This window comes from Novosphingobium flavum (assembly GCF_014230315.1).
Lineage (GTDB): Bacteria > Pseudomonadota > Alphaproteobacteria > Sphingomonadales > Sphingomonadaceae > Novosphingobium > Novosphingobium flavum.
The window spans coordinates 293,308-315,667 of sequence record NZ_JACLAW010000005.1 but is presented as its reverse complement, the minus strand read 5'-3'; the positions used below and the strand labels follow the sequence as shown (position 1 = coordinate 315,667).

The window sequence follows — 22,360 nt, the reverse complement described above, 5'->3', positions numbered from 1 at the left end:
TCTTTCTTTCGATCGCTGATTACTTGGTGGTGATGGCGGTGATCGGGGCCGGCGCCGGCAGCATGACCGAGATCATGACCAGGTGGCCGTCGACCCGGGGAAACCAGTGGGGCATGCCTTCCGGAACGATGAACACGTCTCCGGCGGCGATGCGCCGTTCGGTTCCGCCGACGATGCTGCTGCTCTCGCCCGACCGGACGATGGTGCCGCCGGTGACCATGGCGCCGCTGCCTTCAAGCGCCTGGAACAGTTCGGCCTGACCAGGGTGGGCATTCGCGATGTTCGGACCGGTGTGGTATTCCAGCTTGGCCGTGTAGGGGCCGTAAGTCATGAGCGCCTGGCTCGACGTACCGTGGCCGGGCCGCACGCCCGCCACGGCCCGTGCGCGGGCGGCGGCGATCTGGCCTGCGGTCACGTAGGCACCCGGGGCGCCCGGCGCATCCTGGGCCATGGCCGGCGCCGGCGCCATCGCCGCCAGGCTTGCCGCGATCAGAAACCGGTTCATCAAGGCCTTCTCCAATACAAGGCCGGGCCGGCGGCAACCGCCGGCCCGGCAGGCTCACATCTTGATCTTCACGCCGGCCACGAAGTAGCGGCCGACCACGTCGTCGGTGGAGGCGAAGCCGTTGCGCTGGCCGGGCGTGCCCGCCGTACCGGTAAGGTTGGCGGCCGGCGGAGCGGCGTCGAACAGGTTCTGGACGTTGAAGAAGAACTCGTAGTGCGGCGCGACCGAGACCGAGACGTTGACCGAGGTCTGGGCATAGGGGCGGATCGTTCCGCTATCCGGCGCGAAGGTGACAGTCGGGTCACCCGAGATCGCCAGCCGGTTACGCCAACGCTCCATCAGGTCGATGCGGATGGCGTCGGTCAGCTTGTAGCTGAGCGTCCCGGTCAGCCGCCACGACGGGCTGGCGGTAATGCCGTTGGAACCGAAGGCCACCCCGCCCTGATCGATCGTCGGCACCGAGGGCTGGATATAGCGGATGTGCGGCTGGTAAGCGGCTAGGCCGCGCAGCGACAGCGGCCGGCCGAACAGCTGGCCCTGGTAGTTCACCTCGAAGTCGACGCCCGAGGTACGGATCCGGGCAAGGTTGATCGGCTTCTGGATGTAGTTGACCACCACGCCCGAAGAATTGCGCACGATAAGGTCGCAATAGAGCTGGACGCCCGCGTTGTTGCAGCCCGACTGGATCTGAGCCGCCGTGCCCTGCAGCGTGACGATCGCGTTGGTGATGTTGATGTCGTAATAGTCGACCGCGAAGCTCAGGCCCGGGACGAAGTGCGGCTTGTAGACCGCGCCGATCGTCTTGGTATGGCCGATTTCCGCAGTCAGGCCCGAGTTGGACTGGTTGAACTGCGGCAAGAAGGCGGACGTATTGGTCTTCGTGTCGGTGTAGTTGTTGTAGCTGACCGTGGTCGGGCCGAACAGGTCATAGAGCGTGGGCGCGCGAATATCGCGCGAGATCGTGCCGCGGAAGCGCAGGTCGTCGTTGATCGCCCAGTTGAACCCGCCCTTCCACGTGGCGTAGCCGCCGACCGTGTTGTACTTGGTATAGCGCGCCGCACCGGTGACATCGAGATTGGCCGCGAAGGGCACGTCCTTGAGCAGGGGCACGGTCGCCTCGATCGCCGCTTCCCACACGTTCATCGAGATCTTCGGACTGGGCGCGAAGGTGTTGACCAGCAGCGGCGTGGCCGCCGTCGTGGCGCTGGCCGTGGTGCAGTTCCAGCGGAGGTTGGTGCAGTCCGCCACCATCGACGGCGTGCCGTCGCTGGTCTGGTCGAAGCTCTGGCTGCGGTACTCTCCCGAAAGCGCCATGGCGACCGGGCCTGCCCAGGTATCGAACGGCGAACCGCTGATGCTCGCGTTGACGTCGTCCTGCCGGGTGGACGAAACCGACCGCGTATCGTCGAAGATATAGTCGGTCGCCGCCGCGCTGGCCGCGCTCGGGCCGAACAGGTTGAGTGGGACGCAATTGGCATAGGCCGCGGCCGTCGCCGCCTGGGTCGCGGCGTAGCAGACCGGGCCATTCGGACCGGCAACGGCATCGAGCGCGGCCGAGAGCTTCTGGTTGTTGAGGTTGTTGCCGACAACCGTCGTCAGGCGGGCATCGCCGTGCGTGTAGTCAAGGCTCCACGAAGCACCGCCGAACTTGCCCGTGAGGCCGGCCGAGGCGGTGATCTGGCGGGAATCCGCGATCACGTCGAGCCGGGCGTTCTGATTGAACATCTCGCCCAGGGTGAAAGTGGCGGACGGCATCTGCGCCGCATAGGTGGGCGAAAGGAGGACGTTCGAGCGGCTCAGCGTCACGCTTGACAGCAGCACGTCCTCGGCAGCGAAGCGGTTCCGCTTGAAGTTGGCACCGACGAGGGCGAAGGCGTGGATATTGTCCGACAAGTCGGTGTCAAACCGCGCGAAGACCTGGTGCATGTTGAGCGCCGCTTTGAGCGCCGTGTCATAATAGCCGCCCGGGCCGCCACTCTGGGTGGTCGTCCCGGCATAGGTGGTTCCAGTGACTAACGGCGAAAGCACGCCGTTGCTCGCGAAGTACTGGCCGTTGATCGCGCAGGTCGCGCCGCAGGTGATCCGGCCGCCAAACGGCTGGCTCGGAAGGGTGGCGTAGGGGATCGCGAAATAGGGAACCGTCGTGCCATTGCCCGCAATCACTGTGCGGTTGAACCATTCGCGGTCCGACCGACGCGAGATGCCGGCATCGTCGCGGAATTCGTAGCTGATCTCGAAGTGGCTGCTTTCACCGATGCGGGTGCCCCAGGCGAGCCCGATCTCGTGCGTGGCATCGTCACTGCGGCTGGAAATGCCGGCCTGGGCCTGGGCCTTGAGGCCGTTGAAGCCGGTATCGGTGATGAAGTTGACCACGCCCGAGACCGCATCCGAGCCATAAACGGCCGAGACGCCGCCGGTGACCAGATCGACCCGCTTGATCAGCATCTGGGGGATCACGTCGGCATCAACGATGTTGGTGAACGAGGTTGGCGGCACGCGGCGGCCATCCATCAGCACGAGGTTGCGCTGGGCCCCGATGTTACGCAGGTTGAGCTGGGCTGCAGTGCCGTTGCCGCCGCCGGTCGTGCCGGTCGCGCTGGGGTTCGAGCTGAGCCCGCGCGAGCCGGAAAAGACCGGCAGGACCTGGAGCGAGTCAGTCAGGCTGGCCGGGCGTACGTTCTGCAGGCTGTCGGTCGTGACGACCGTGACCGGGGTCGGGCTGTTGTTGCCATTGGCAATCGTGCGCGAACCGGTGACGATGATGTCGGCCGGCTGCTCCGCGCTCGCTTCCGGCGCCGCATTCGCCGCCTGGGCCCAAGCCGGGGCGCAAAGGCCCACCATGCTGCTTCCGGCCAGTAGGGTGCACAGGACACCGCGCATATCGATCATGTCATCTCCCCAATCCGCATTGCTTGCGTTGGGCGTCAGATGCGCGTGATCACTCTGCCGAGTACAATCCGATCTTCTCGGCGATGCATTCGATAATCTGCCCGGGTCCGCGCACCGGCCGACATCATGCCGCCGGCCGTTGCGCGGACCTTTACCCTAGCGGGCCGGCTGCGAGGCGTAGAAGCGCCGCCAGAAATCGAGCCTGACATTGTCGGCCAACGGGATCGGCTGGAAGTGATCGCCCAGTTCCATGACGCGTTCGGTCTTGCCGTCGAACGCCGCCCATTTCGGCAGATCGGGGCTGTTGGGATTGCCGGTCCGGGCGAAGTTGACCCAGTAGGTCGACATCATGTCGGCAATGCGCCGGTCCTCATCGGTCCAGTTCGCACCGGGCCGGTTGAAGGCATAGGGGATCTCGGAGCCGTGGAACGCACCGATCATGCCGCGGTTGGGGCCCGGCGGGGCGTGCGTGAAGAAATAGAGAAATACCGGTTCGCTGCGCTTGGCCGTGAACAGATTGGCCCACGTCCACGGCGAGATCCGCTGGTTGTCGCGGATCGCGGCGTTGGCGGAATCGAACACCTCCCGGTCCGTGTTGCCCGGGTAGAGGCCGAGATATTCCTCGGCCATGGCGCCGAAGCGCTTGGCCGCATAGTCCCGGTAGCCCGCGACACCAAGGAACCCGGTGTACATGGCCGGGTTCGGGCGCTTCGCCTTGCCCGCGGCGACGAGGTCGAAGGCCGTATCGGCAGAAGCGCGGTTCTCGTCGCGGTTTTCCCCGGTCAGCACCGGGATCGCCGGATGTGCGCCGGCTTCATAGGTCTGGGAGAAATTGCGCGGCAGGACATAGCCGTCGATCACGTAGCTCCAGATGAAATCCTCCGGCGCGCCGCTCTTCTCGAAGGCTTCGACCAGCTTTTCCCACGGCAGCTTGCGCAGGTCCGCCGCCGATTTCGCCCCGGCAACCTCCATGAAGTGGAGGCCGTCCGCTTCGGCATCCTTGAGCGGTTTGTATTTCGCGGCGACCTGCATGATCAGGGGATCGTGCGGATAGAGCGAATGGCTCTCGGTGATCATGCGATGGAACAGCCCCTTGGCGAGGGGCGACAGCGAGAGGAAGTGGCAGGTCGCGGCGCCAAAGGATTCGCCGATGATCGTGACGTTGCCGGGGTCGCCGCCAAAGGCCGCGATGTTGCGCTGGATCCACTGCAGCGCGAGGACATTGTCCATCAGGCCGTAGTTGCCCGAGGCGCCCCGCCCCGATTCCCTCGACAGTTCCGGCGTGGCGAGCAGGCCGAAGGGCCCGCCGCGATAATTGATGGTGACGACGACCGCGCCCTTGCGCGCCAGTTCCGCACCGTTGATGTTCGGCGAGGCCGAGCCTCCCATGCCGCGGGTGCCGCCGTGAATCCACACCATGACCGGCCGCCGTTCGGCCGCGCTGTCGGCCCCGGTCACCACATCGACGTTCAGGCAGTCCTCGCTGCGGGCAACCTCGGGTCTCCCGTTCCGCGCTGGCAGGTCCGGGCAAAGCGGGCGCTGATAGTCTGCGGGCCGCACGCCCTTCCACGCCTTCACCGGAACAGGCGGCCGCCAACGCAATTTGCCGGTCGGCGCCTCGGCATAGGGCAGGCCCCAGAAGGCGGTCAGCGGGGAATCCGCGATCGGGGCGCCGGCGACCAGCCCGGTATCGAGGTGGACCGGCTGGTCCATCTTCGCCGCAGCCTGTGTAGCCCCGAGCAGGCCCGGCGCCGCGGCCAGTGCAATTGCCATGCGTTTCATCTTCGGCTTCTCCCCGGCTTGCCGATTCCCGGCATGGCCTGATTTCAAGTTGGGTCCTATTGGCGGGCGGCCCTGGTCTTGCCCGCCACGAGGCGGTCGTTCACGATCCGGTAGAACGCCTGGTTGTCGGGCCCGATCAGGTCGGCGGCGCGGCTGTTCAGCTCTTGCGGAACCGCGACCGAGGAGCGGACCGGGCGGTAGCTGGCCGGATCGTTCCGGTCGCCCGTACCGTCGTGGCGGGCAATGGCCGGAAAGGGAAAGACCGGGCGGGTCAGCAGCGCCGGCTGGGCGGCCGGAGCATAGGGATAGCGCGGGCCGGTGCGGTCGACCGGCACGGCGCGGTCACCCGGGATCGCGGTGCGCTGGCCCGCCGGCTTGCCGGCCACGATCATGGCCGGCTTCCGGCCCCCTTCAACCCAGGCCATCAGCGGCGTCAGGATGTCGATCTGGGCCGGACCATCACCGCCACCGCAATGGGCCACGCCGGGCAACAGGAAGAGGCGGACGAAACTGTCGGCCTCCTGCTCCCCCACCAGCTTCTGGATGCCCTGGTAATAGGCGATGGTCGATTGCTGCTGGACCACGGCATCCTCGGCGCCCTGCCACAGAATGAGCTTTCCGCCGCGCTGCCGGAAGGGTTCCAGGTTTGTGTTCGCGCCGTTGTAGAGCGGCGCGAGGACGCGGATCTTGTCGAACCACGCCTGGTCAAAGCGAAATGCGGCGTCCAGCGCCTCCGCGCTCTGGTCGGCCTCGGGCAGCGGGAGGAGATAGCGCAGTTCGCCGCCGGCCCGGCTTTCCCCGACTTCGCCGGGAATGCTCAGCGGCCAGAGGCGTTCCGACCCGAGCGGGAAACCGCCCATGTCGAACCCTCGCCCGGTCTCATCGCGTGCGCCCTGATAGAGCTTTTCCGCCACGCCGGCCTCTTCCGCCGTCAGGCAGGCCCGGCTGTCGGGCGCGCCAGGCGGGCATCGTACCCAAGCCTGGTTGAAGGTGCAGGCGGTCGGCATCTGGAGTATCCCGTCCATGGCGTCGGACCGCGCCGCGCAGTGCGCGATGGCCGCATCGTGAAGGATGCCAAGCCGTTCCCGCGTGAGGATGACGGAACCATCGGCCCGCCGGTTCACCCGGGCTTCCCAGCCGTGGTAGAAACCGCCGTTGTGAACGGAAAGCAGGATCGCCGGAGCCCCTGACGCGATCCCGTCGAAGTCGTCCGGATAGCGCTGGGCTTCGATCAGGACCTCGCGGCCGCCGCCGGAGCAGCCGGTGAAGTAGGAGTAGCGCGGCGCGCGGCCGTAGAACCGCCGGATCAGTTCCTTGGCCATCAGGGCGGTTTGATGGTTGAGCAGGTAGGCAAAGGCGACGCGCTTGGGCGGATCGACCTGCCAGCCTTCCCGCCGGCGCGAACCGCCCCGGCTGTTGACGCCGACCACCACCTCGCCATTGGTCGCCGGGGCGCAGGTGCCGGCATTGGCGATCGCGATATTGCCCTGAGCGCTCTGGACGTAGCGCTGGGTCCAGCGCTGGGCCGGGAGGTTGATCTCGAACTGGTTGCCCGGATCGACCTCGCCGGCGACCTTGCAGAAGGCGCCTTTCGGCGTCTGCACCAGCGCGGCGGTGAAGGTTACCTTCGTGCCGGCGGTCTTGCCGAGATCCACTTTGGCGAGGCTGCCGCAAGGGACGATCGGGCGGACTGCCGGCAGATCGGGGGATTCCGCGGCCCGCGCGGCGGGCGCTAGCTGGAGGCTGGCCGCCCCCACCACCAGCATGCCCAAGGCGCGAAGCCCCGATGCCATCCGCGGCAAGCGCCGGACGGACCTGTCTGCACTCGTCATTATCTGCACCTCGGATTCGCGTTGGGCCTGGCGGCTGGGGCTGTGCGTGCGGTTCAGAACCGCACGCGCGCGCCGATGTTGAAGTAGCGCCCGATGGCATCGTCGCCCGGATAGAAGCTGACCCCGTTGGTGCCAGCCGCCTGGCCGAACAACGACCCGCCGCCAACCGGCACGTAGACCGGCGGCTTGGTGTCGAAGACGTTGAGGACGTTGAGATAGGTCTCCAGCTTGCCGCCGAAGAAGCTGGGCACCGTATAGGTCAGCGTCAGGTTGGAGAACGAGACCGAGTTCACCTTCTGACTGTCGGCAAGGATGATATTGGCGGTGGTCGATGCCGTATCAAGGTTCTTGAGGCTGCTGCGCCAGCGGGTCGACCAGTCGATCGTGAAGGTATCGGTCGGCTTGTAGCGCACGGCCAGCTGGACGCGGGCCTTGGGCGAGGAGACCCCGGCCGAATCCAGCGTGGGCGACAGCGGCTGGATCGACTTCAGGTAGGGCTGGTAGCTGAGCAGGCCGCGCAGTTGCAGCGGGCGGCCGAGCGCCTCGAGTTGCAGGTTGGCCTCAACGTCCACGCCGCGGGTCTTGATCGTGGCGATGTTGAGCGGGGCCGAGGTGTACCACAGGGTCGCGTTGTTGGCGGTGGTGGTATTGGTGTAGCCGAGCGGGCGGACCTGCAGGGTGCAGAAGATCGAGGCCCCCTGGCTGTTCTTGCAGGCATCCTGATAGGCTACGTCGGTGCCGCTGACGTTGGTGATCGCGTTGTTGATGTTGATGTCGAAGGCATCGACGGCAAGGCTGAAGCGGCTCGACGGCTTCCACACGACCCCGAAGGTAGTGGTATAACCGACCTCGGGCTTCAGATCCGGATTGCCGCCGGTGTAGGACTGGGTCAGCACGTTCTGCGCCCCGGTCAGCCGGTCCTCCGTGAGGAGCAGGCCCTGGACGCGGCCGGGCAGGTACAGATCGCCCAGGTTGGGCGCCCGGAAGTCACGCGAGCGGGTGGCGCGGAAGGTCACCGCGTCGCTGACGTGCCAGTTGAGCCCGACCTTCCAGGTGTCGGCCTTGAAGGTGGTCGTCTTGGGCGCGATGGCCGCTACCGAGGTGCCGCGCGACTTGTAGTCGGCATGGCGGAAGGCAAGGTTGACGGAGAGGTCATCACCCAAGGCGGAATCCTTGAGCAGCGGAACCTCCGCCTCGATTGCCGCTTCCTTGACCTCCTGCCAGACAGGCTGGCCCAGCGCGGTGCCGGCCGTGCCGTTGGTGAAGATCTTGGACGTGCCGGCATTGGTCGCCGTGGGCGTGATGCAGTTGTAGCGCAGCCCCGTACAGGACAACGGATCGACGTTCTGCGGCTCGGCCGAGCTGACAAACAGGTAGTCCAGATTGCGCCACTCGCCCGAAACGGCGACGTTGACCGGGCCAGCCCAGGTCTCGAACGGCGAACCGGTAAGCGAGCCCGACAGATCCTTGTGATTGGTGGTCGAATAGAAATAGGTGACCTGGCGGACGTAGTCCCACATCTCCTTGGTGGTAGCGGTTGGGCCGAAGATGTTCATCGGGACGCAGCCCGGATAGAGACCGGCGTTGGGCGTGAGCGAGACCTGGCAGACGGTCTTGCCCGTGGCCGGATCGACCACGGCATCCAGGGCGGCGAAGAAGCGACCAGTGCTCCAGCTCTCGTTGGCCCGGTTGTCCTGCTTGTTGCGCGAGCGGGTGAACGAGATGTCCCATTGCCACCCCGCGCCGAAGGACCCTTCGAAGCCGGCCGTGACGCTGAGATTGCGGGTCCAGAAGTCGTAGCTCTGGACCGGGTAGAAGTTCGAATCCCACACCTTGCCAAGGGTGAAGGTGGAGATGTTCGCGCCCTTGAGCTGGTCGGAATAGGCCTTGGCGAGGAAAGCGTTGTCCGCGCTCATCACGAAGCCGTTGCCCAGTGCGGTCGTTGCCGAGGCCTGCGAACGCAGGTTCGACAGGGTCGAGAACTGGTTGGAGCGGTTGTAATAGCCATCGACGTAGAACCGCACGTTGTCGGTCACGTCGAAGTCGAACCGTCCGAACAGCTGCAGCATGTCGAGCGGGGTCTTGAGGGTGGTGTGCTGGGCAGCCCATTGCCCCTGCCCGCCGACCTGGAAGTTGCCGATCGTGCCCGAGGTATCACCATTGACGAACTGCGAGAGTACGCCGTTGGTGGTGAAATTCATGTTGAGCAGCGGATTGCTCGCGCCGGTCGGCGTCAGGATCACGCCGCCCGCCGTGAGGGTGCGATCGCGGGCATTCTGGGTGAGGAAATAGGGCTTCGCGGCCGTGCCGTTGCCCTGCATCGACCACCACCACATGCCCGGCGCCTGGATATTGGGGCGCTCGTCGCGGTAGAGGCCGGTATCCTTCTGGTACTGGACGCTGCCCTCGATATGGCCGCGCCCACCGAACAGGCCGGTGCCGGCCGCCAGGCCGAACTGGTGGCCTTCGGCATCCCCGCGCGAGGATATCCCGTACTGGGCGTTGGCCTTGACCCCATTGAACTTGCGGTCAGTAATGAAATTGACGACGCCGGTGATCGCGTCGGAGCCATAGACGGCCGACGAACCGCCGGTCTGGATATCGACCCGCTGCAGCAGAAGCTGCGGAATCTGGTTGAGGTCGACCTGCCCGTCGAGGTTCTGCGGCGCGACCCGGTGGCCGTTGAACAGCACGAGGCCGCGCAGCGACCCGAGCGCGCGCAGGTTGAGCGAGGCGATCGAGTTGTTGTTGCCGCCCTGCCCGGTGCTTCCACCCACCGCGCCGCCGCGCCCAGCGGAAAACTGCGGGAGATCCTGCAGGGCCTCGAACACCGTGGTCGGCCGCGAGGTCAACAGGTCATCGAGCGTGACGACGGTGACGGGGCTCGGACTGTCATTGCCATTGGTGATGACGCGCGAGCCGGTGACGATGATGTCCTCGGCCGCGGCCTTGGGCGCATCCTCCGATGCATTGGCCGACGCGTTCACGCCTTGTGCGTGTGCAACGCCGAATGCCAGTGAACTGCAACCAGCCACCAGCGCGAAAACCTTTTTGCGCAACATCCCAGCCCCTCCTGCTTATTATTGCAGGGTTGTGCCATTCGCAGTCCGATCGCCAAAACGGTGAATCGTGATTGTGACGTTCAGTTTTTCTGAACGATCATGGGACGGGAGCAGGTGGCCGCGCGAGGAACATGCTGCGCAGCGCCGATCCGGGCGTGATTGGCCGCCATCTCGGGCTGGTCGTCAATCTGCGAGCCGGTCCCGGTTGGCGCGGTGCATCCATTTCACCAGGCCGGGGTCGGCATGCCGCTCCAGGATCTCGCGCAGGATCGGCAAGGTTTCATCCTGCCCGAGCTTGAAGCGTCCTTCCAGCCGGGTGACATCGGCCTCGAAGGCGATGATCGCCTGCTCCATGGCGCGATAGCGCGGGCCGACGGCCTCGGGTTGCCAGCCGGTCTGCTCATCGCGGTCCATGTGACGCACCAGCGCCGCCAGCGCCGCGTCGGCATGGCCGGTGGCGAAGCGAACCTCCGCCTCGACCCTGAGCTGCGCGTAGTTCCAGGTGGGCGCCCAGGCCGGATCGGACACGCAGGCGGTCGAGACGAAGGCCTGGGGGCCGGTAAACAGGAGCAGTGCGCGCGGGTTCGCCTCGAGCGCCGCCCGGAGCGGACTGCGCCGCGACATATGGCCGACCAGCCCGATCACATTGCCCACGGCGTCGGTCCGCGCCAGCAGCGGCAAGAGGCTCGGTGCCGCCGCCCCGGCCGCTTCGGGCACGATCCAGGCGAGCGGATAATCGGCGATCAGGTCGGCTGCATCGCGCGGGGCAAAGCGGTCGAACGGCCCCTGCCCGCCGCCGGGGTAAGCGGTTGCCACGGTATATTTGCCCTGTTCGCCGTCCATATCCTGCCGCCTCCGGGTGCCCCGCCAGTCAGGGCCGGATCAATTCAAGGCGAGGCTGGACCTTTGGCTGGATGGGCTAAACATCCAGTCTGCCCTCGACCAAGGGGGCCAAGCTCAGTGGGCGGGCGGCTGCTCCGGCACGGGCAGCCATTGCTCCGCCTCGTCGCCAGCGGCGAACCACGGCGGCGGCAGCTTGCGCTCCACCGGCCAGACGCTGTCGAGCGTGGCGCCGCGATAGAGGTGCCCGCCGCGCATCACCAGATCGATGCCCAGCGTGTTGCGGATGTTCTCGCGCGGATCCTGCTCAAACACGACCAGGTCGGCCAGCTTGCCCGGCTCGATCGTCCCGAGATCGTGGAGGCGGCCGATGGTCTCGGCCGAACCGGCGGTGGCGGCGTGGAGCACTTCGAGCGGGGTCATCCCGCCGATCACGTGGGCCTGCATTTCCCAGTGGAAGCCGATGCCCGGCACTTCGCCGTGCGCGCCCATGCCGACCAGCCCGCCTTCGCGCTGCAGGCGCGCGGCGCCCGCGGCGATCACTCCGAAGCCATAGTCGGCAAGCGGCCTGCCCGGCCGCCGGGCAAGCTTCTGGCGGATCGCGGCGACCGGCCAGAACTGGCGAATGCGCGGCAGTTCGGAGGCATTGTCATGCACCGCGAACCAGTCCGCCCCTTCCGGCCCGCGGTGGGTGATCATCATGGTCGTGGCATAGCTGGTGCGCATCGCCTTCATCAGGCCGATCACATCCTCGCCCAGCGGCGCGGCGGGCAGCGCGTGTTCGTTTCCGGCATAGCCGTCGAGGATCTGGGTCAGGTCGAGCTTGAGCGAGAGCGCGCCCTCGGTGGTCGGCTGCAGGCCGAGTTCGCGCGCGGCCATGGCCATCCACTGCCGCACCCGCCGGTTGCCGGTGCGGTATTCCTTGATGTTGGCGAGGCCGTAGTCGTCGCGGTAGCGGTGCAGGACGGCGCGGACCGCATCGAGGCTGTCGAAGCGGTTGTAGGAGAAGATCGCCTGCTCGGTCGAGCGCAGGCGCGGCCCCAGCACCTGCCCCGCATCGATCAGGTCCTGATAGGCGATCATGTCGGTGCTGAGCGTCGAGGGATCGAAACTGGTGGTGACGCCATAGGCCAGCCGGGCGCGCAGGCCCCAGTCCTCAAGGCTCAGCACGTTGCGGCGGATTTCCGCAATATGGTCGTGCTCGTCGATGAAGCCGGGGACGATGGTCTCGCCCGCAAGGTCGCGCAGGGCCGTTCCCGCAGGGATCGGGAACGAGCCGCGCGGGCCCACGGCGGCGATCCGATCGCCCGTGACCAGCAGATCGGCATCCTCGATCACCCGGTCGCCGCCAGCCATGGTCAGGACCCGCGCGCCGCGCAGCAGCAGCGAGCCGCTCGGCAGGTCGCGCGGGGCCTCGACCGCCATGGTGACGGTATCCGCCGCCCCTTCGGCCATGCGCGGCGCGGCGGAGAGAGCCCGGGCCAGCGTCAAGTGGCGCAGGTGCGAGCCGACCGACCAGTCGATGCTGCCGTCGCGGCGCCATTCGGCGAAGTTCGCCCCGATTGCGGTCAGCCGGCGCACGGTGGTATTTCCGGCGAGGTCAAGCAGGGCGCCGTCCGCCGGGACCGGGGCGAGGTAGAGCTGCTCGTTCTTGAGGGCGATCAGCCACTTGCCGTCCGGGCTGATCCGGAGATCGTCGGCAGGGGAATCGCCTTCCATGAAGTAGTAGGCGGGGCCTTCCGCGCGGGCCACGGTCCGCGCCGCGCCGCTGGCCAGGTTGACCGCGACCAGCCCTTCGCCGGAGAGCAGGTAGGCCTCGTCGGCGCGTGCGGCGAAATGGGGTCGGCCGCCGATATTGCCGGTGTGGACGATCCGCGCCGCACCCCCGGCGAGCGGGAGCGACACGAGATCGGCGACGCGCAGCTGGCCGAAATCGAAAGTCGCGCTGCGCCGGGCGGCCATGGGCGAGCGCACAGCGATCAGGGCGGACCCGTCAGGCGTGAAGGTCGGGTAGGAATAGTAGGCCGCAAGGTCGGCGGCCTTGCGCGGCGGGGCAGAGCCATCGGCGGGTACAGTCCAGGCCATGCCGCCCTGCCCTTCGCTCCAGGTGACGAAGGCTAGCGTCTTGCCGTCAGGGCTCCAGCCGGGCTGGAAGGCAGGATCTTCGCCGGTGGGCACTTGCTTCGGCTGGCTGCCGGGCGCGGCGGCCTGCACGTAGAGGCGGCCGAGTGCGGAAAAGGCGATGCGGGTGCCATCGGGCGAGGCGATCGGAGCCTGAACATAGTGCGCGCGCACCGGGCCACTACCTTCGCGGATGTCCTGCCGGGTCGAGGGCCCGACCGCGACCTTCATCGCAGCATGGAAAGGCAGGCGGGTGACCGCCCCGCTGGCGGTGTCGATCCGCTCGAAACCGCCACCGTGGCTGACGATCAGGGCCGTGCCGTCGGCCGTGAAATCGTAGCGCGGCAGGATGTCGAGCCACATCGAGGCTTCGAGTTGATCTGGGTCGGCCGCGGCGATGCGCCGGTCGGCCCCGGTGGCGAGATCGCGCAGGCGCAGCTGGGTCGTCGTCTCCCGCCGGGTGCCGTAGGCGAGGTAGCGGCCATCGGGCGAGAGAACCGGGCGAAAGGCGGTGAGCTTGTCATGCCCGCGCTCGGAGGTGTCGCCGATCACCGTGGCCTCGGCCCCGCTGGCAAGGTCGCGGCGGACGATGTTCCAGGTGTTGACCTCGTCATAGTCCAGCCCGCCGACCGCTCGCGCGAAATAGACGTAGCGGCCATCCGCCGAGGGCGCCGCGCCAAGATTGCTCTGCCACTGCCCGCGCGCAGCCGAGGCCTCCTTGCGGATCGGCGCGATCATGGAAATCGCGCCGCCGAGGCCGACCGAGAGCAGCTCGTAATTGTTGCGATCGGCATAATAGCGGCTGACGAACAGCGCTTTTCCGTCCGCGCTCCACGCCGGGGAGGCCAGCACGCTTTCATCGTCAAGCGCGGTGATGCGGCGGGCGCCGCTGCCGTCGGCCTTCATCACCCACAGGTTGTCAGCCCCGCTGCGATCGCTGACGAAAGCGATCGAGCGGCCATCGGGCGACCAGGTCGGCTGGCTGTCGAAGGCAAGGCCGCGCGTGAGCTGGCGCGCCTCGCCGCCGGTTGCCGGCATGACGTAGAGATCGCCGAGCATGTCGAACAGGATGGTCTTGCCGTCGGGCGAAAGGTCGAGCGACATCCACGTGCCGCTACGGGCATCGATGGCAAGCTCGCGCGCGGGCTGGAGCGGCAGGTCGGCCCGGTCAGAACGGGCGGCCGGGGCAGCCTGCGCGCCGACGCCGGCGAGCAGCGCGAAAGCGGCGAGCGCAGGGTGCAGTTTTGCGCTCATGCCCGGGCCTCGCGCCGGGCGGGACCGCCGCGCCGCATCGGGCGGCGCTTCCACCACAGGTAGACACCGGTCACGCACATGGCGAAGGTGACCAGCCCGCAGATGAAGACCAGCGCCACGGTGGGCCAGCCGAAAACGTGCCCGCTATGGATCGGATAGAGCAGCCGGTAAGCCGCGAGGTTGCGGTTGCCGTGATAGGGGTCGGTCACCTCGACCGGCTTGCCGGTGGCGGGATCGAAATAGAGATAGATCGGGCCCAGATCGCGATAGGACAGGGTGCCATCGTCGGTCAGGGTCACGCCCACGCGGTCCTTGGCGGCACTCATCAATACGCTGGCCGGCACCCACGGCCCGCCCATGGCCGCTGCGACCGATCGGGCCTGCGCGACGGCTCCGGACGCGGTGAGCGGGAGCGGCTGGGGCGCGGGCACGACCGGGAGCTTCTGCTGCACTTCCGGCACGATCCGGTCGACCAGCGGCGCGTAGCCTTCCTCGAAGAAGTTGAAGCCCACCGAAGTCACCGCCAACAGGGTAAGCGGCAGGATCAGCCAGAGCCCGAACGAGCGGTGGAGGTCCAGCATCAGGCGCGAAAAGGTGCTCCTGAAGCTGAAGCGCCAGGTCCGTTTCCATTGCGTCCAGAAAGGGCCGCGCAGCGGAAATGTCAGGTAGACGCCGACGAAATTGCTGATCAGCCAGACTGCCGCCATGGCGCCCATGAACCAGCGCCCGTAGGGTTGCAGCATCAAGGTGTAATGGGCGTCGTGCAGTAGTTGGATGCCGCCGCGCCGGTTGAGCGCCGGTGCGGAAAGGCGGGCGCCGACGATGGCACCGCTCGCCCGGTCGAGGAAGAGCTGGTCGATGTCCTGACCATCCTGCCCCTTGGCGGCGAAGATCCTGACCGGAATCCGCTGATCGGCGGCCGGATCCAGCGGGAACGAGCGCACGGCGTATTCCGGGTGAGCGGCGCGGAAGCGATCGACCACCTCGGCCACGGGCGGCGGGGCCGAAACCGGCTGCTGGCGGAACAGGTCTGCGTTGATCAGGGCATCGAGCGGGCGCATGAAGCACAGCACCGAGCCGGTCAGCGCTGCGAAACCGAGGAAGACGAGGATGGCCAGCCCCGAATAGCGATGCACAGCAGTCCAGAAGGTGTGCAGACTGGACGTCATCGTTACCCCGCCTCTGTTCCGGTTGCCCGTGGGACCATGGTTCCACCCTGCCGGACGGACCGGCGAAACATCCAGTTCCGCTGGGCCTGACGGGTCCATAAACCCGTCAATTCGCCGCTGCGCGCAGGACGCGCAGCGCATCGCGGGCCTCGCATTCGCCCAGGCTGGCGAAACCCAGCCTGAGGCCGCGCGGGGCATCCGGCACTGTCATGAACGAGCGCGACTGGGCAAAGCGCAGGCCCCGCGCCGGGGCGTTGCGCTCGATCCGCTCGATCCGCTCGGCATCCGGGAAGCGCAGCCAGAAAGCGAGTCCGCCGTCCGGCTCGGCGAACCGGGCGATATCGCCGAAAAATTCGCCAAGCGCGGCCGAGAACGCGGCGCGGCGGCGGGCATAGACCTGCCGAACCTTGCGCCCGTGGCGGCGCAATTCACCGGTGCGGATGAGTTCGTTGGCTGCGTCCTCGGTGACGGTGTTGCCCATCCCGTCGACCAGCGAAATGACGTGGGCGACAGCGTCGATCACCTCGCGCGGGGCAGTGATGTAGCCGATGCGCAGCGCGGGCAGCAGCAGCTTGGACAGCGAGCCGACATAGATCACCCGCCCCGGCGCATAGGCCGCCATGGGCAGGAGGGGCTGGCTCTCGAAATGGAACTCGTGATCATAATCGTCCTCGATCACGGCGAAGCCGAACTGGCGGGCGAGATCGAGAATGCGCAGGCGCCGCTCGGGGCGGAGCGAGACCGTGGTGGGGAACTGGTGGTGCGGGGTGAGAAACAGGGCCCGCACCCGCTCGCGGCGGCAGGCCCGCTCCACGTCCTCGACATTGATCCCGCCCTCGTCGAGCCGGACCGGCACGATCCGCGCCCCGCAGGCGTTGAAAGCGGCGACCGCCGGTTCATAGGTCAGCTCTTCCACGATCACCGCATCGCCGGGCCGGATGAGGACCTGTGCCGCCAGGAAAATCGCGTTCTGGCTGCCGCGCGTGATGCAGACATTGTCGGCAGAGACCAGCAGGCCGCGCTCGCTGCGGAGCATTTCGGCGATGGTTTCGCGCAAGTGCGGCGAGCCACGCGGATCACGGTACTGGAAGCCGTTGGCGAGCGAGGCCGCGGTGATGGCGCCGCGATAGGCGCGGGTCAGCAGTTCGGCCGGAAACAGGCGGCCATCCGGCGCGCCTTCGTCAAGCTTCACCCCGGACCTGCCGGGCAAGGCCAATGGGCGTTCGGGCGGCAGGGCAAACTTGTATTCCGCGCCGCTGGCCAGCGCCTCGCCCGCCGCCTCCGGCTGGTGGGTCGGCGCCTCGATCGACCGGGAGACCATGGTGCCGCGCGTGCCGGCCGAGACCAGCCAGCCCTGCGCAATCAGGTCTTCATATGCGAGGACCACGGTCTTGCGATTGACCCCGAGCGCGGCGGCCATTTCCCGGCTGCTGGGCAGATAAGTGCCGGGGGCGAGCCGTCCGCTCTCGATCTCCCGGATCAGGGCGTGGATGATCTGCATGTAAACCGGCACGGCGCGGTTCGCGTCGATCTGTTCGCGCAGGATCATCTTCCAGGGGCGAAGCATGGCAAGGCTCATCGGACAGAGAGGCGCAACGCTATTGCGCCGGCTCGCCCGTGGCAAGCACGTGGTCCCGCCAGCCAAGGCAATTTTCGGCACTTCGGGGGTCCTTGCCGCCTATCGGGCAAGGGCTGCGGCGATGAAAGCCGCGCCATCAGCGATGGCCCGGCGCGCGAGGGCGGAAATCGCCATCGCCTCAAGGAAGCTATGCGTCGCGCCCGGATAGAGCCGCATCGACGCATCGACGCCGCAGGCGGTGAGGCGCGCAGCCATCTGTTCGCTCTGCTCGGTCAGCACGTCCAGTTCCGGCACGACCAGCAGGCTTGGCGGCAGGGCCGCAAGATCGGCATGGAGGGGCGCAGCCAGCGGATTGGCGGCATCGCCCGGCCCTGAGAGATAATTGCTCCAGAACCAGTCCATCTCGGCCCGGTCGAGGATCGCGCCTGCTCCGCCGAAGCGCGCCTCCGCCTCGTCCGAGACACCGGGCGCAAAGGCGCCGTAGTTGAGCAGGAGGGCGCGCACCAACCCGCCCTGCCTCAGGTCGCGCAGCGCCAGCGCGGCGGCGACCGACAGGTTGGCGCCAGCGGAATCCCCGCCCAGCGCCAGCCGCGCGGGATCAACCCAAGGCTCCAGCCCGCTGTTTCCAGCCGCCAGCGCGCGCAGCAGCGCCACGATCCGGTTGAGCGCCACGGGGAAGCGGTGCTCGGGAGAGAGCGGATAGTCCACCCCGATCACGGCGCAGCCGCTGGCGGCAGCATATTCGCGCATCAGCCGGTCGTGGGTGTCGATGCTGAACAGCGTAAAACCGCCGCCGTGAAGGTAGATAAACGCCGGCAACGGGGTGCCAGCGCCGGGAACATGGCATCGCAGGCGAAGCGGTCCGCCGGGCGTTGTCAGTTCGTATTCGATGGTTTCGGCCATGACCGGCCCGCCGCTGCGCCACGGGCGGCGAACCTCTTCGGCCACGGCGCGGGCCTCGGGAAGGGTGAGGCTGGCGAAAGGCGGATGTTTCGCCCACTCGGCCTGCATCGCCTCGATGAAACGAAGGATGTCAGGCTCGATGGCGCTGCGGTCCAAGTCCCCGGTCCTTTTCGGAGTTCGGATGAGTGATCGTCAGAAGCAGGCGAAAAGATCAAGCGCCTGCCCCGGACGATCAAGGAAAGCTCAGTAGTCGATCGTGACCGAGGCTTTGTAGGTGCGCGGCAGGCCCTGCACGAGATAGCCGCCGAGCGACGAGGCCCAGTAGCGGTTGTTGGCGACGTTATCGACGTTGGCGCGGAAGGTCACCGGAACGTCGTGGACCGCAATGACATAGCGGGCGCCAAGGTCGAAGCGGGTCCATTCGGGCAGGACGAGCGTGTTGCCCTGGTCGACATACTGCTTGCCGGTCTGCATGACCCGGCCGGTCAGGGTCACGCCCGGCAGGAAGCCGAGATCCCATTCGACATTGGCGTTGGCGGTGTAGTCGGGCACGCCGATGGCCCATTTGCCGTCGAAGGTGCCGCCCTGCGTGCGGGTCTGCTTGGCCTCGGCAATCGACAGGCCGGTGATGATCCGCAGGCCCTTGACCGGCTCGCCATTGAAGGTGAACTCGACCCCCTTGTTGCGCTGCTGGCCGTCGAGCGTGAAGACGTTCGCGCTCACGAAGGTTTGCGGCATCTCGGTCTGGTAAACCGCGGCTGAAGCGTTCCAGCGGCCGAACTGGAACTTGGCACCGGCTTCGTACTGCACCGCCTTGTAGGGCGGGAATACGGTATTGGCGTTGATCGTGCCGCTCGGCGCGGTCGGCCCCTGCAGCAGGGCCTCGATGCGGTTGGCATAGAACGAGAAGTGTTCGGTCGGATGCACGACAAGGCCGATCACCGGGGTCGTCGCGCTCTTTTCATATTGCGAGACGAAAGCGCCGGGCACGCAGCTGTCGAGGTGGAAGCCGAAGAACACGGCGCCGCCGCAATAGGTCTTGAAATTGATCTTCTGCCAGCGGGCCCCGGCAACGATCTTCACCTTGTCGTCCAGCAGGCCGATGGTGTCGGAGGCGAACAGGCTGGTCAGCTGGGTCCGGTTCATTGCAAAAGGATCAGCCAGGTTGCCGCCGGTGAACACGTTGAAAGTGGGCAAGGCGATTTGGGATGGCGCGTAGAGATTGCTGGCGTTGGTGGCGTCGGGCGAAAACGTGCCGAACTCGTAAGCGTTGCGGTTGACCTGCCAGACCTTGGCCCCGCCGAGGTTGACCTCGTGGCTGAGCGGCCCGGTGGCGAACCTGGCGCGAATGCCGGCCTGGGCGGCCTCGTTGTTGTCATTGCGGGGGATGTTGGACCCGGTGACATAGGCCGCCCCGGTCTGGGCGTTGGTCACGTTGAAGCCCTGATAGTATCCGCGCTCGGCACTGTCGCGCGCGCCGCCCATGGCATAGAACGTGATCTTGTCGGTGATGTCATATTCCAGCTTGGCGATGCCGAAAATGTCGCGCAGCGTGGTGTAGTTCCAGTTCTGGCCATAGTTGATGTCCGCCGCCGGAACGGCCGGGACGGCCGTCACACCCGCCAGCTGGACCATCGGGCGCATGTGCTGCACCTTGACCCGCTGGTAAGCGAGATCGAGCGAGAGGCGCAGGCGCTCGCCGCGATAGTCGAAGCCCGTGCCGAGCACGACCGAACTGCGGTATTCGTCATCGACCGAGACATCACCCCAACGGCCGGCGCCGTTGATCCGCACGCCGAAGCTGTCGTTCTCACCGAAACGGCGGCCGTAGTCGAAAGCGCCGCCGAAGTGTTCGTCGGACAGGTAGTTGGCGGTGATCCGGTTGATATCCTTGGCCCTGGCCCGCTTGGGCATGAGGTTGACCGTACCGCCCAGCGCCGTGCCGCCCGGGGCCGCACCGAACAAGAAGGCGCTGGCGCCGTTGAGGATCTGGACCTGATCGTAAAGCTCGGGCGAGACCAGCTGGCGCGGGGTGATGCCAAACAGGCCGTCGATCGCGATATCCTCGCCATAGAGCGGGAAGCCGCGGATCACGAACTGCTCGGAGGCATTGCCGAAGCCAAGGCTGGTGCGGACCGAGGGATCGTTTTCCAGCACCTGGCCCAGGGTATAGGGCTGCTGGTTGAGGATCAGCGTATCCGAATAGGACTTGACCGCGAAGGGCGTGTTCATCGCATCCTGCAGGCCCAGTACGCCAAGCGAGCCACTGTCGACCACCTGGGTCTGGTTGTTGCGCTGGGCCGTAACCACGATGTCTTCGCTGCCCTGCGTGACGGTTTGCGCCGCAGCGGGCGAGGCCGAGGCGGCGGCGAGCGCGGCCATGCTGATCAATGGCCTGGCGATGATCGACTTCGACATTTCTGGACCCCCCTGATAGCCGGACCGCCTTCGATTTTCGAATGGCGATCGGTGCGATTGGAACCTCACTCTCCTGACGATTTACATTGTTGCCGGTCCAACGCGGAATAAACATCCAGTTTGCACCCTGCCCAAGGGTCCAAGTCCCGGCCGGAATCGTTCAATCTCCTCCTTGCTCGATCCGCACCAGCAGGTCCTCGACCTGCACTTGCGCGCCCGGTGCGACCCTCAGCTCCGCCACCGTCCCGTCGAACGGGGCACGCAGCGCGTGTTCCATCTTCATCGCCTCGAGGGTGAGCAGCTTCTGCCCCCTGGTAACGGTCTGGCCCGGACGGACCTCAAGCGAGATCACCTTGCCCGGCATGGGGGCGAGGATCGCCCCGCTGCTCTCGGCAGGGCCGTGCTGGCCGTCGCGCCGCCAGCCTTGCAGAAGCCACGCCTGCCCCTTTTCAGTAGCGAGCGCGGCATCGGCCGGATGGTCCGTCCCTGCCCCTGACAGCGCTACCTGAACCGGGGCGCCATCGAGGAGGAAGCGCCCTTGCGCCTGCGGGCCGGCATTAAGCCGGAAACCGGGCGCGCAGGACCGGCGGACCAGCCGAGCGGCCGCTTCGGCCAGCGCCTGCGGCGAAGGACCTTCCGGCCGGGTCAGCGACGCGCCCTCCCGCTCGATCAGCCCGGTATCGGCCACGCCCTCGGCAAATCGGGGGTGAGCCAGTACGCGCGCGAGGAACCCGGCGTTGGTCCTGACCGGCCAGACGGCTGTGCCCTCGACCATGGCCCGCAGGCGTTCGAGTGCTTGCCCCCGGGTGGCCCCCTGCGCGACGATCTTGGCGATCATGGGATCATATTGAAGGGCGATCTCGTCACCCGGCCGCACGCCGGTATCGATCCGCCCGCCGGGCGCCATGCCGAAGCGCAGCACGTCGAGCCGGCCCGCCGCCGGCAGGAAGCCCCGCGCCGGGTCTTCCGCATAGAGCCGCGCCTCCATCGCCCAGCCGGCCAGCGGGATCTCGTCCTGCCGCAGCGGCAGCGGTTCACCGCTGGCGACGCGCAACTGCCATTCGACGAGGTCCTGCCCGGTGACTGCCTCGGTGACCGGGTGTTCGACCTGAAGGCGGGTGTTCATTTCCATGAACCAGATGCGGTCCGCGCTCAGGCCCTGCGCGGCATCCGCGATGAATTCGACCGTGCCCGCGCCTTCGTAATTCACGGTCCTCGCCGCCCGCACGGCGGCAGCGCAGACCGCCACGCGCGTGGCCGCGTCCATGCCCGGCGCGGGGGCCTCCTCGATCACTTTCTGGTGGCGGCGTTGCAGCGAGCAATCACGCTCGAACAGGTGGACGATGTTGCCATGGCTGTCGCCGAAGACCTGCACCTCGATATGGCGCGGCGCGATGATGCATTTTTCGAGCAGCACGCGGGGATTGCCGAAGGCGGCCTGCGCCTCCCGCTGGCAGGCGGCCAGCGCCTCGGGAAAGTCGGACGGCCGTTCGACCAGCCGCATTCCCTTGCCGCCGCCGCCCGCCACGGCCTTGATCAGCAGCGGATAGCCGACCAACTCGGCCTGCCCGGCGAGAACCGTCGGGTCCTGATCCTCGCCGAGATAGCCCGGCGTGACCGGCACGCCCGCCTCCTGCATCAGCCGTTTGGCGGCGTCCTTGAGGCCCATGGCGGCGATCGCTGCGGGTTTCGGGCCGATCCAGACCAGCCCGGCATCGAGCACGGCCTGCGCGAACTCCGCGTTTTCGGAGAGGAAGCCATAGCCGGGATGGATGGCCTCGGCACCGCTCTCCTGCGCCGCGGCGATGATCCTGTCTCCGGCGAGGTAGCTTTCGCTCGCTGGGGCCGGCCCGATCCGGACGGCCACATCGGCCGCAGCGACATGAAGTGCCCCGGCATCGGCATCGGAATAGACCGCCACGGTGCGGACGCCGAGCCGCCGGGCGGTGCGGATGATGCGGCAGGCGATTTCGCCCCGGTTGGCGATCAGGAGCGAACCGATCATC

12 protein-coding genes are annotated in these 22,360 nt (G+C 67.2%); all 12 read right to left on the bottom strand.

Annotated elements, in window-relative coordinates; translation table 11 throughout:
- Positions 1-19: 19 nt before the first annotated feature.
- The 12 genes from H7F51_RS08395 to H7F51_RS08340 all read right to left on the bottom strand — a co-directional run bounded on the left by H7F51_RS08395 (position 20) and on the right by H7F51_RS08340 (position 22,359).
- Positions 20-505, bottom strand: a complete 486-nt coding sequence (locus tag H7F51_RS08395) for a cupin domain-containing protein (protein WP_185663791.1) — start codon at positions 503-505, stop codon at positions 20-22.
- A gap of 54 nt (positions 506-559) precedes the next feature.
- Positions 560-3,394 carry a TonB-dependent receptor domain-containing protein gene (locus tag H7F51_RS08390; RefSeq protein WP_185663790.1) on the bottom strand — a complete coding sequence of 945 codons (2,835 nt, stop codon included), beginning with the start codon at positions 3,392-3,394 and terminating at the stop codon, positions 560-562.
- A 156-nt stretch (positions 3,395-3,550) separates the two neighbouring features.
- Entirely contained in the window at positions 3,551-5,167 is a 1,617-nt protein-coding gene (locus H7F51_RS08385) for a carboxylesterase/lipase family protein (RefSeq protein WP_185663789.1), read from the bottom strand.
- 65 nt (positions 5,168-5,232) lie between these two features.
- Positions 5,233-6,969, bottom strand: coding sequence for a tannase/feruloyl esterase family alpha/beta hydrolase (locus H7F51_RS08380; protein WP_185663788.1), 1,737 nt, complete (start codon positions 6,967-6,969; stop codon positions 5,233-5,235).
- Between the two features lie 92 nt (positions 6,970-7,061).
- Entirely contained in the window at positions 7,062-10,070 is a 3,009-nt protein-coding gene (locus H7F51_RS08375; RefSeq protein WP_185663787.1) for a TonB-dependent receptor domain-containing protein, read from the bottom strand.
- A gap of 183 nt (positions 10,071-10,253) precedes the next feature.
- Positions 10,254-10,913, bottom strand: a complete 660-nt coding sequence (locus H7F51_RS08370; protein ID WP_185663786.1) for an FMN-binding negative transcriptional regulator — start codon at positions 10,911-10,913, stop codon at positions 10,254-10,256.
- A 114-nt stretch (positions 10,914-11,027) separates the two neighbouring features.
- Positions 11,028-14,285 (bottom strand): amidohydrolase family protein, encoded by a 3,258-nt coding sequence (locus tag H7F51_RS08365; RefSeq protein ID WP_185663785.1) that lies wholly within the window; start codon positions 14,283-14,285, stop codon positions 11,028-11,030.
- The gene (locus tag H7F51_RS08360; protein WP_185663784.1) at positions 14,282-15,454 is read right to left on the bottom strand and encodes a PepSY-associated TM helix domain-containing protein; all 1,173 of its coding nucleotides are present in this window, start codon (positions 15,452-15,454) and stop codon (positions 14,282-14,284) included. Before H7F51_RS08360 ends, H7F51_RS08365 begins: the two co-directional genes overlap by 4 nt.
- Before the next feature lie 106 nt (positions 15,455-15,560).
- Positions 15,561-17,021, bottom strand: coding sequence for a MocR-like pyridoxine biosynthesis transcription factor PdxR (gene pdxR / locus H7F51_RS08355; protein ID WP_185663783.1), 1,461 nt, complete (start codon positions 17,019-17,021; stop codon positions 15,561-15,563).
- Between the two features lie 111 nt (positions 17,022-17,132).
- Entirely contained in the window at positions 17,133-18,092 is a 960-nt protein-coding gene (locus H7F51_RS08350) for an alpha/beta hydrolase (protein WP_185663782.1), read from the bottom strand.
- A gap of 87 nt (positions 18,093-18,179) precedes the next feature.
- A complete protein-coding gene (locus tag H7F51_RS08345) occupies positions 18,180-20,354 on the bottom strand; it encodes a TonB-dependent receptor (protein WP_185663781.1) in 2,175 nt (724 codons plus the stop codon).
- A gap of 160 nt (positions 20,355-20,514) precedes the next feature.
- A complete protein-coding gene (locus tag H7F51_RS08340) occupies positions 20,515-22,359 on the bottom strand; it encodes an acetyl/propionyl/methylcrotonyl-CoA carboxylase subunit alpha (protein WP_185663780.1) in 1,845 nt (614 codons plus the stop codon).
- Position 22,360: the final 1 nt, after the last annotated feature.

Bases quoted from the DNA above. Each gene is read 5' to 3' on its own strand.
- H7F51_RS08395 (WP_185663791.1), bottom strand. From the start codon at position 505: ATGAACCGGTTTCTGATCGCGGCAAGCCTGGCGGCGATGGCGCCGGCG.
- H7F51_RS08390 (WP_185663790.1), bottom strand. From the start codon at position 3,394: ATGATCGATATGCGCGGTGTCCTGTGCACCCTACTGGCCGGAAGCAGC.
- H7F51_RS08385 (WP_185663789.1), bottom strand. From the start codon at position 5,167: ATGGCAATTGCACTGGCCGCGGCGCCGGGCCTGCTCGGGGCTACACAG.
- H7F51_RS08380 (WP_185663788.1), bottom strand. From the start codon at position 6,969: ATGGCATCGGGGCTTCGCGCCTTGGGCATGCTGGTGGTGGGGGCGGCC.
- H7F51_RS08375 (WP_185663787.1), bottom strand. From the start codon at position 10,070: ATGTTGCGCAAAAAGGTTTTCGCGCTGGTGGCTGGTTGCAGTTCACTG.
- H7F51_RS08370 (WP_185663786.1), bottom strand. From the start codon at position 10,913: ATGGACGGCGAACAGGGCAAATATACCGTGGCAACCGCTTACCCCGGC.
- H7F51_RS08365 (WP_185663785.1), bottom strand. From the start codon at position 14,285: ATGAGCGCAAAACTGCACCCTGCGCTCGCCGCTTTCGCGCTGCTCGCC.
- H7F51_RS08360 (WP_185663784.1), bottom strand. From the start codon at position 15,454: ATGACGTCCAGTCTGCACACCTTCTGGACTGCTGTGCATCGCTATTCG.
- pdxR (WP_185663783.1), bottom strand. From the start codon at position 17,021: ATGCTTCGCCCCTGGAAGATGATCCTGCGCGAACAGATCGACGCGAAC.
- H7F51_RS08345 (WP_185663781.1), bottom strand. From the start codon at position 20,354: ATGTCGAAGTCGATCATCGCCAGGCCATTGATCAGCATGGCCGCGCTC.
- H7F51_RS08340 (WP_185663780.1), bottom strand. From the start codon at position 22,359: ATGATCGGTTCGCTCCTGATCGCCAACCGGGGCGAAATCGCCTGCCGC.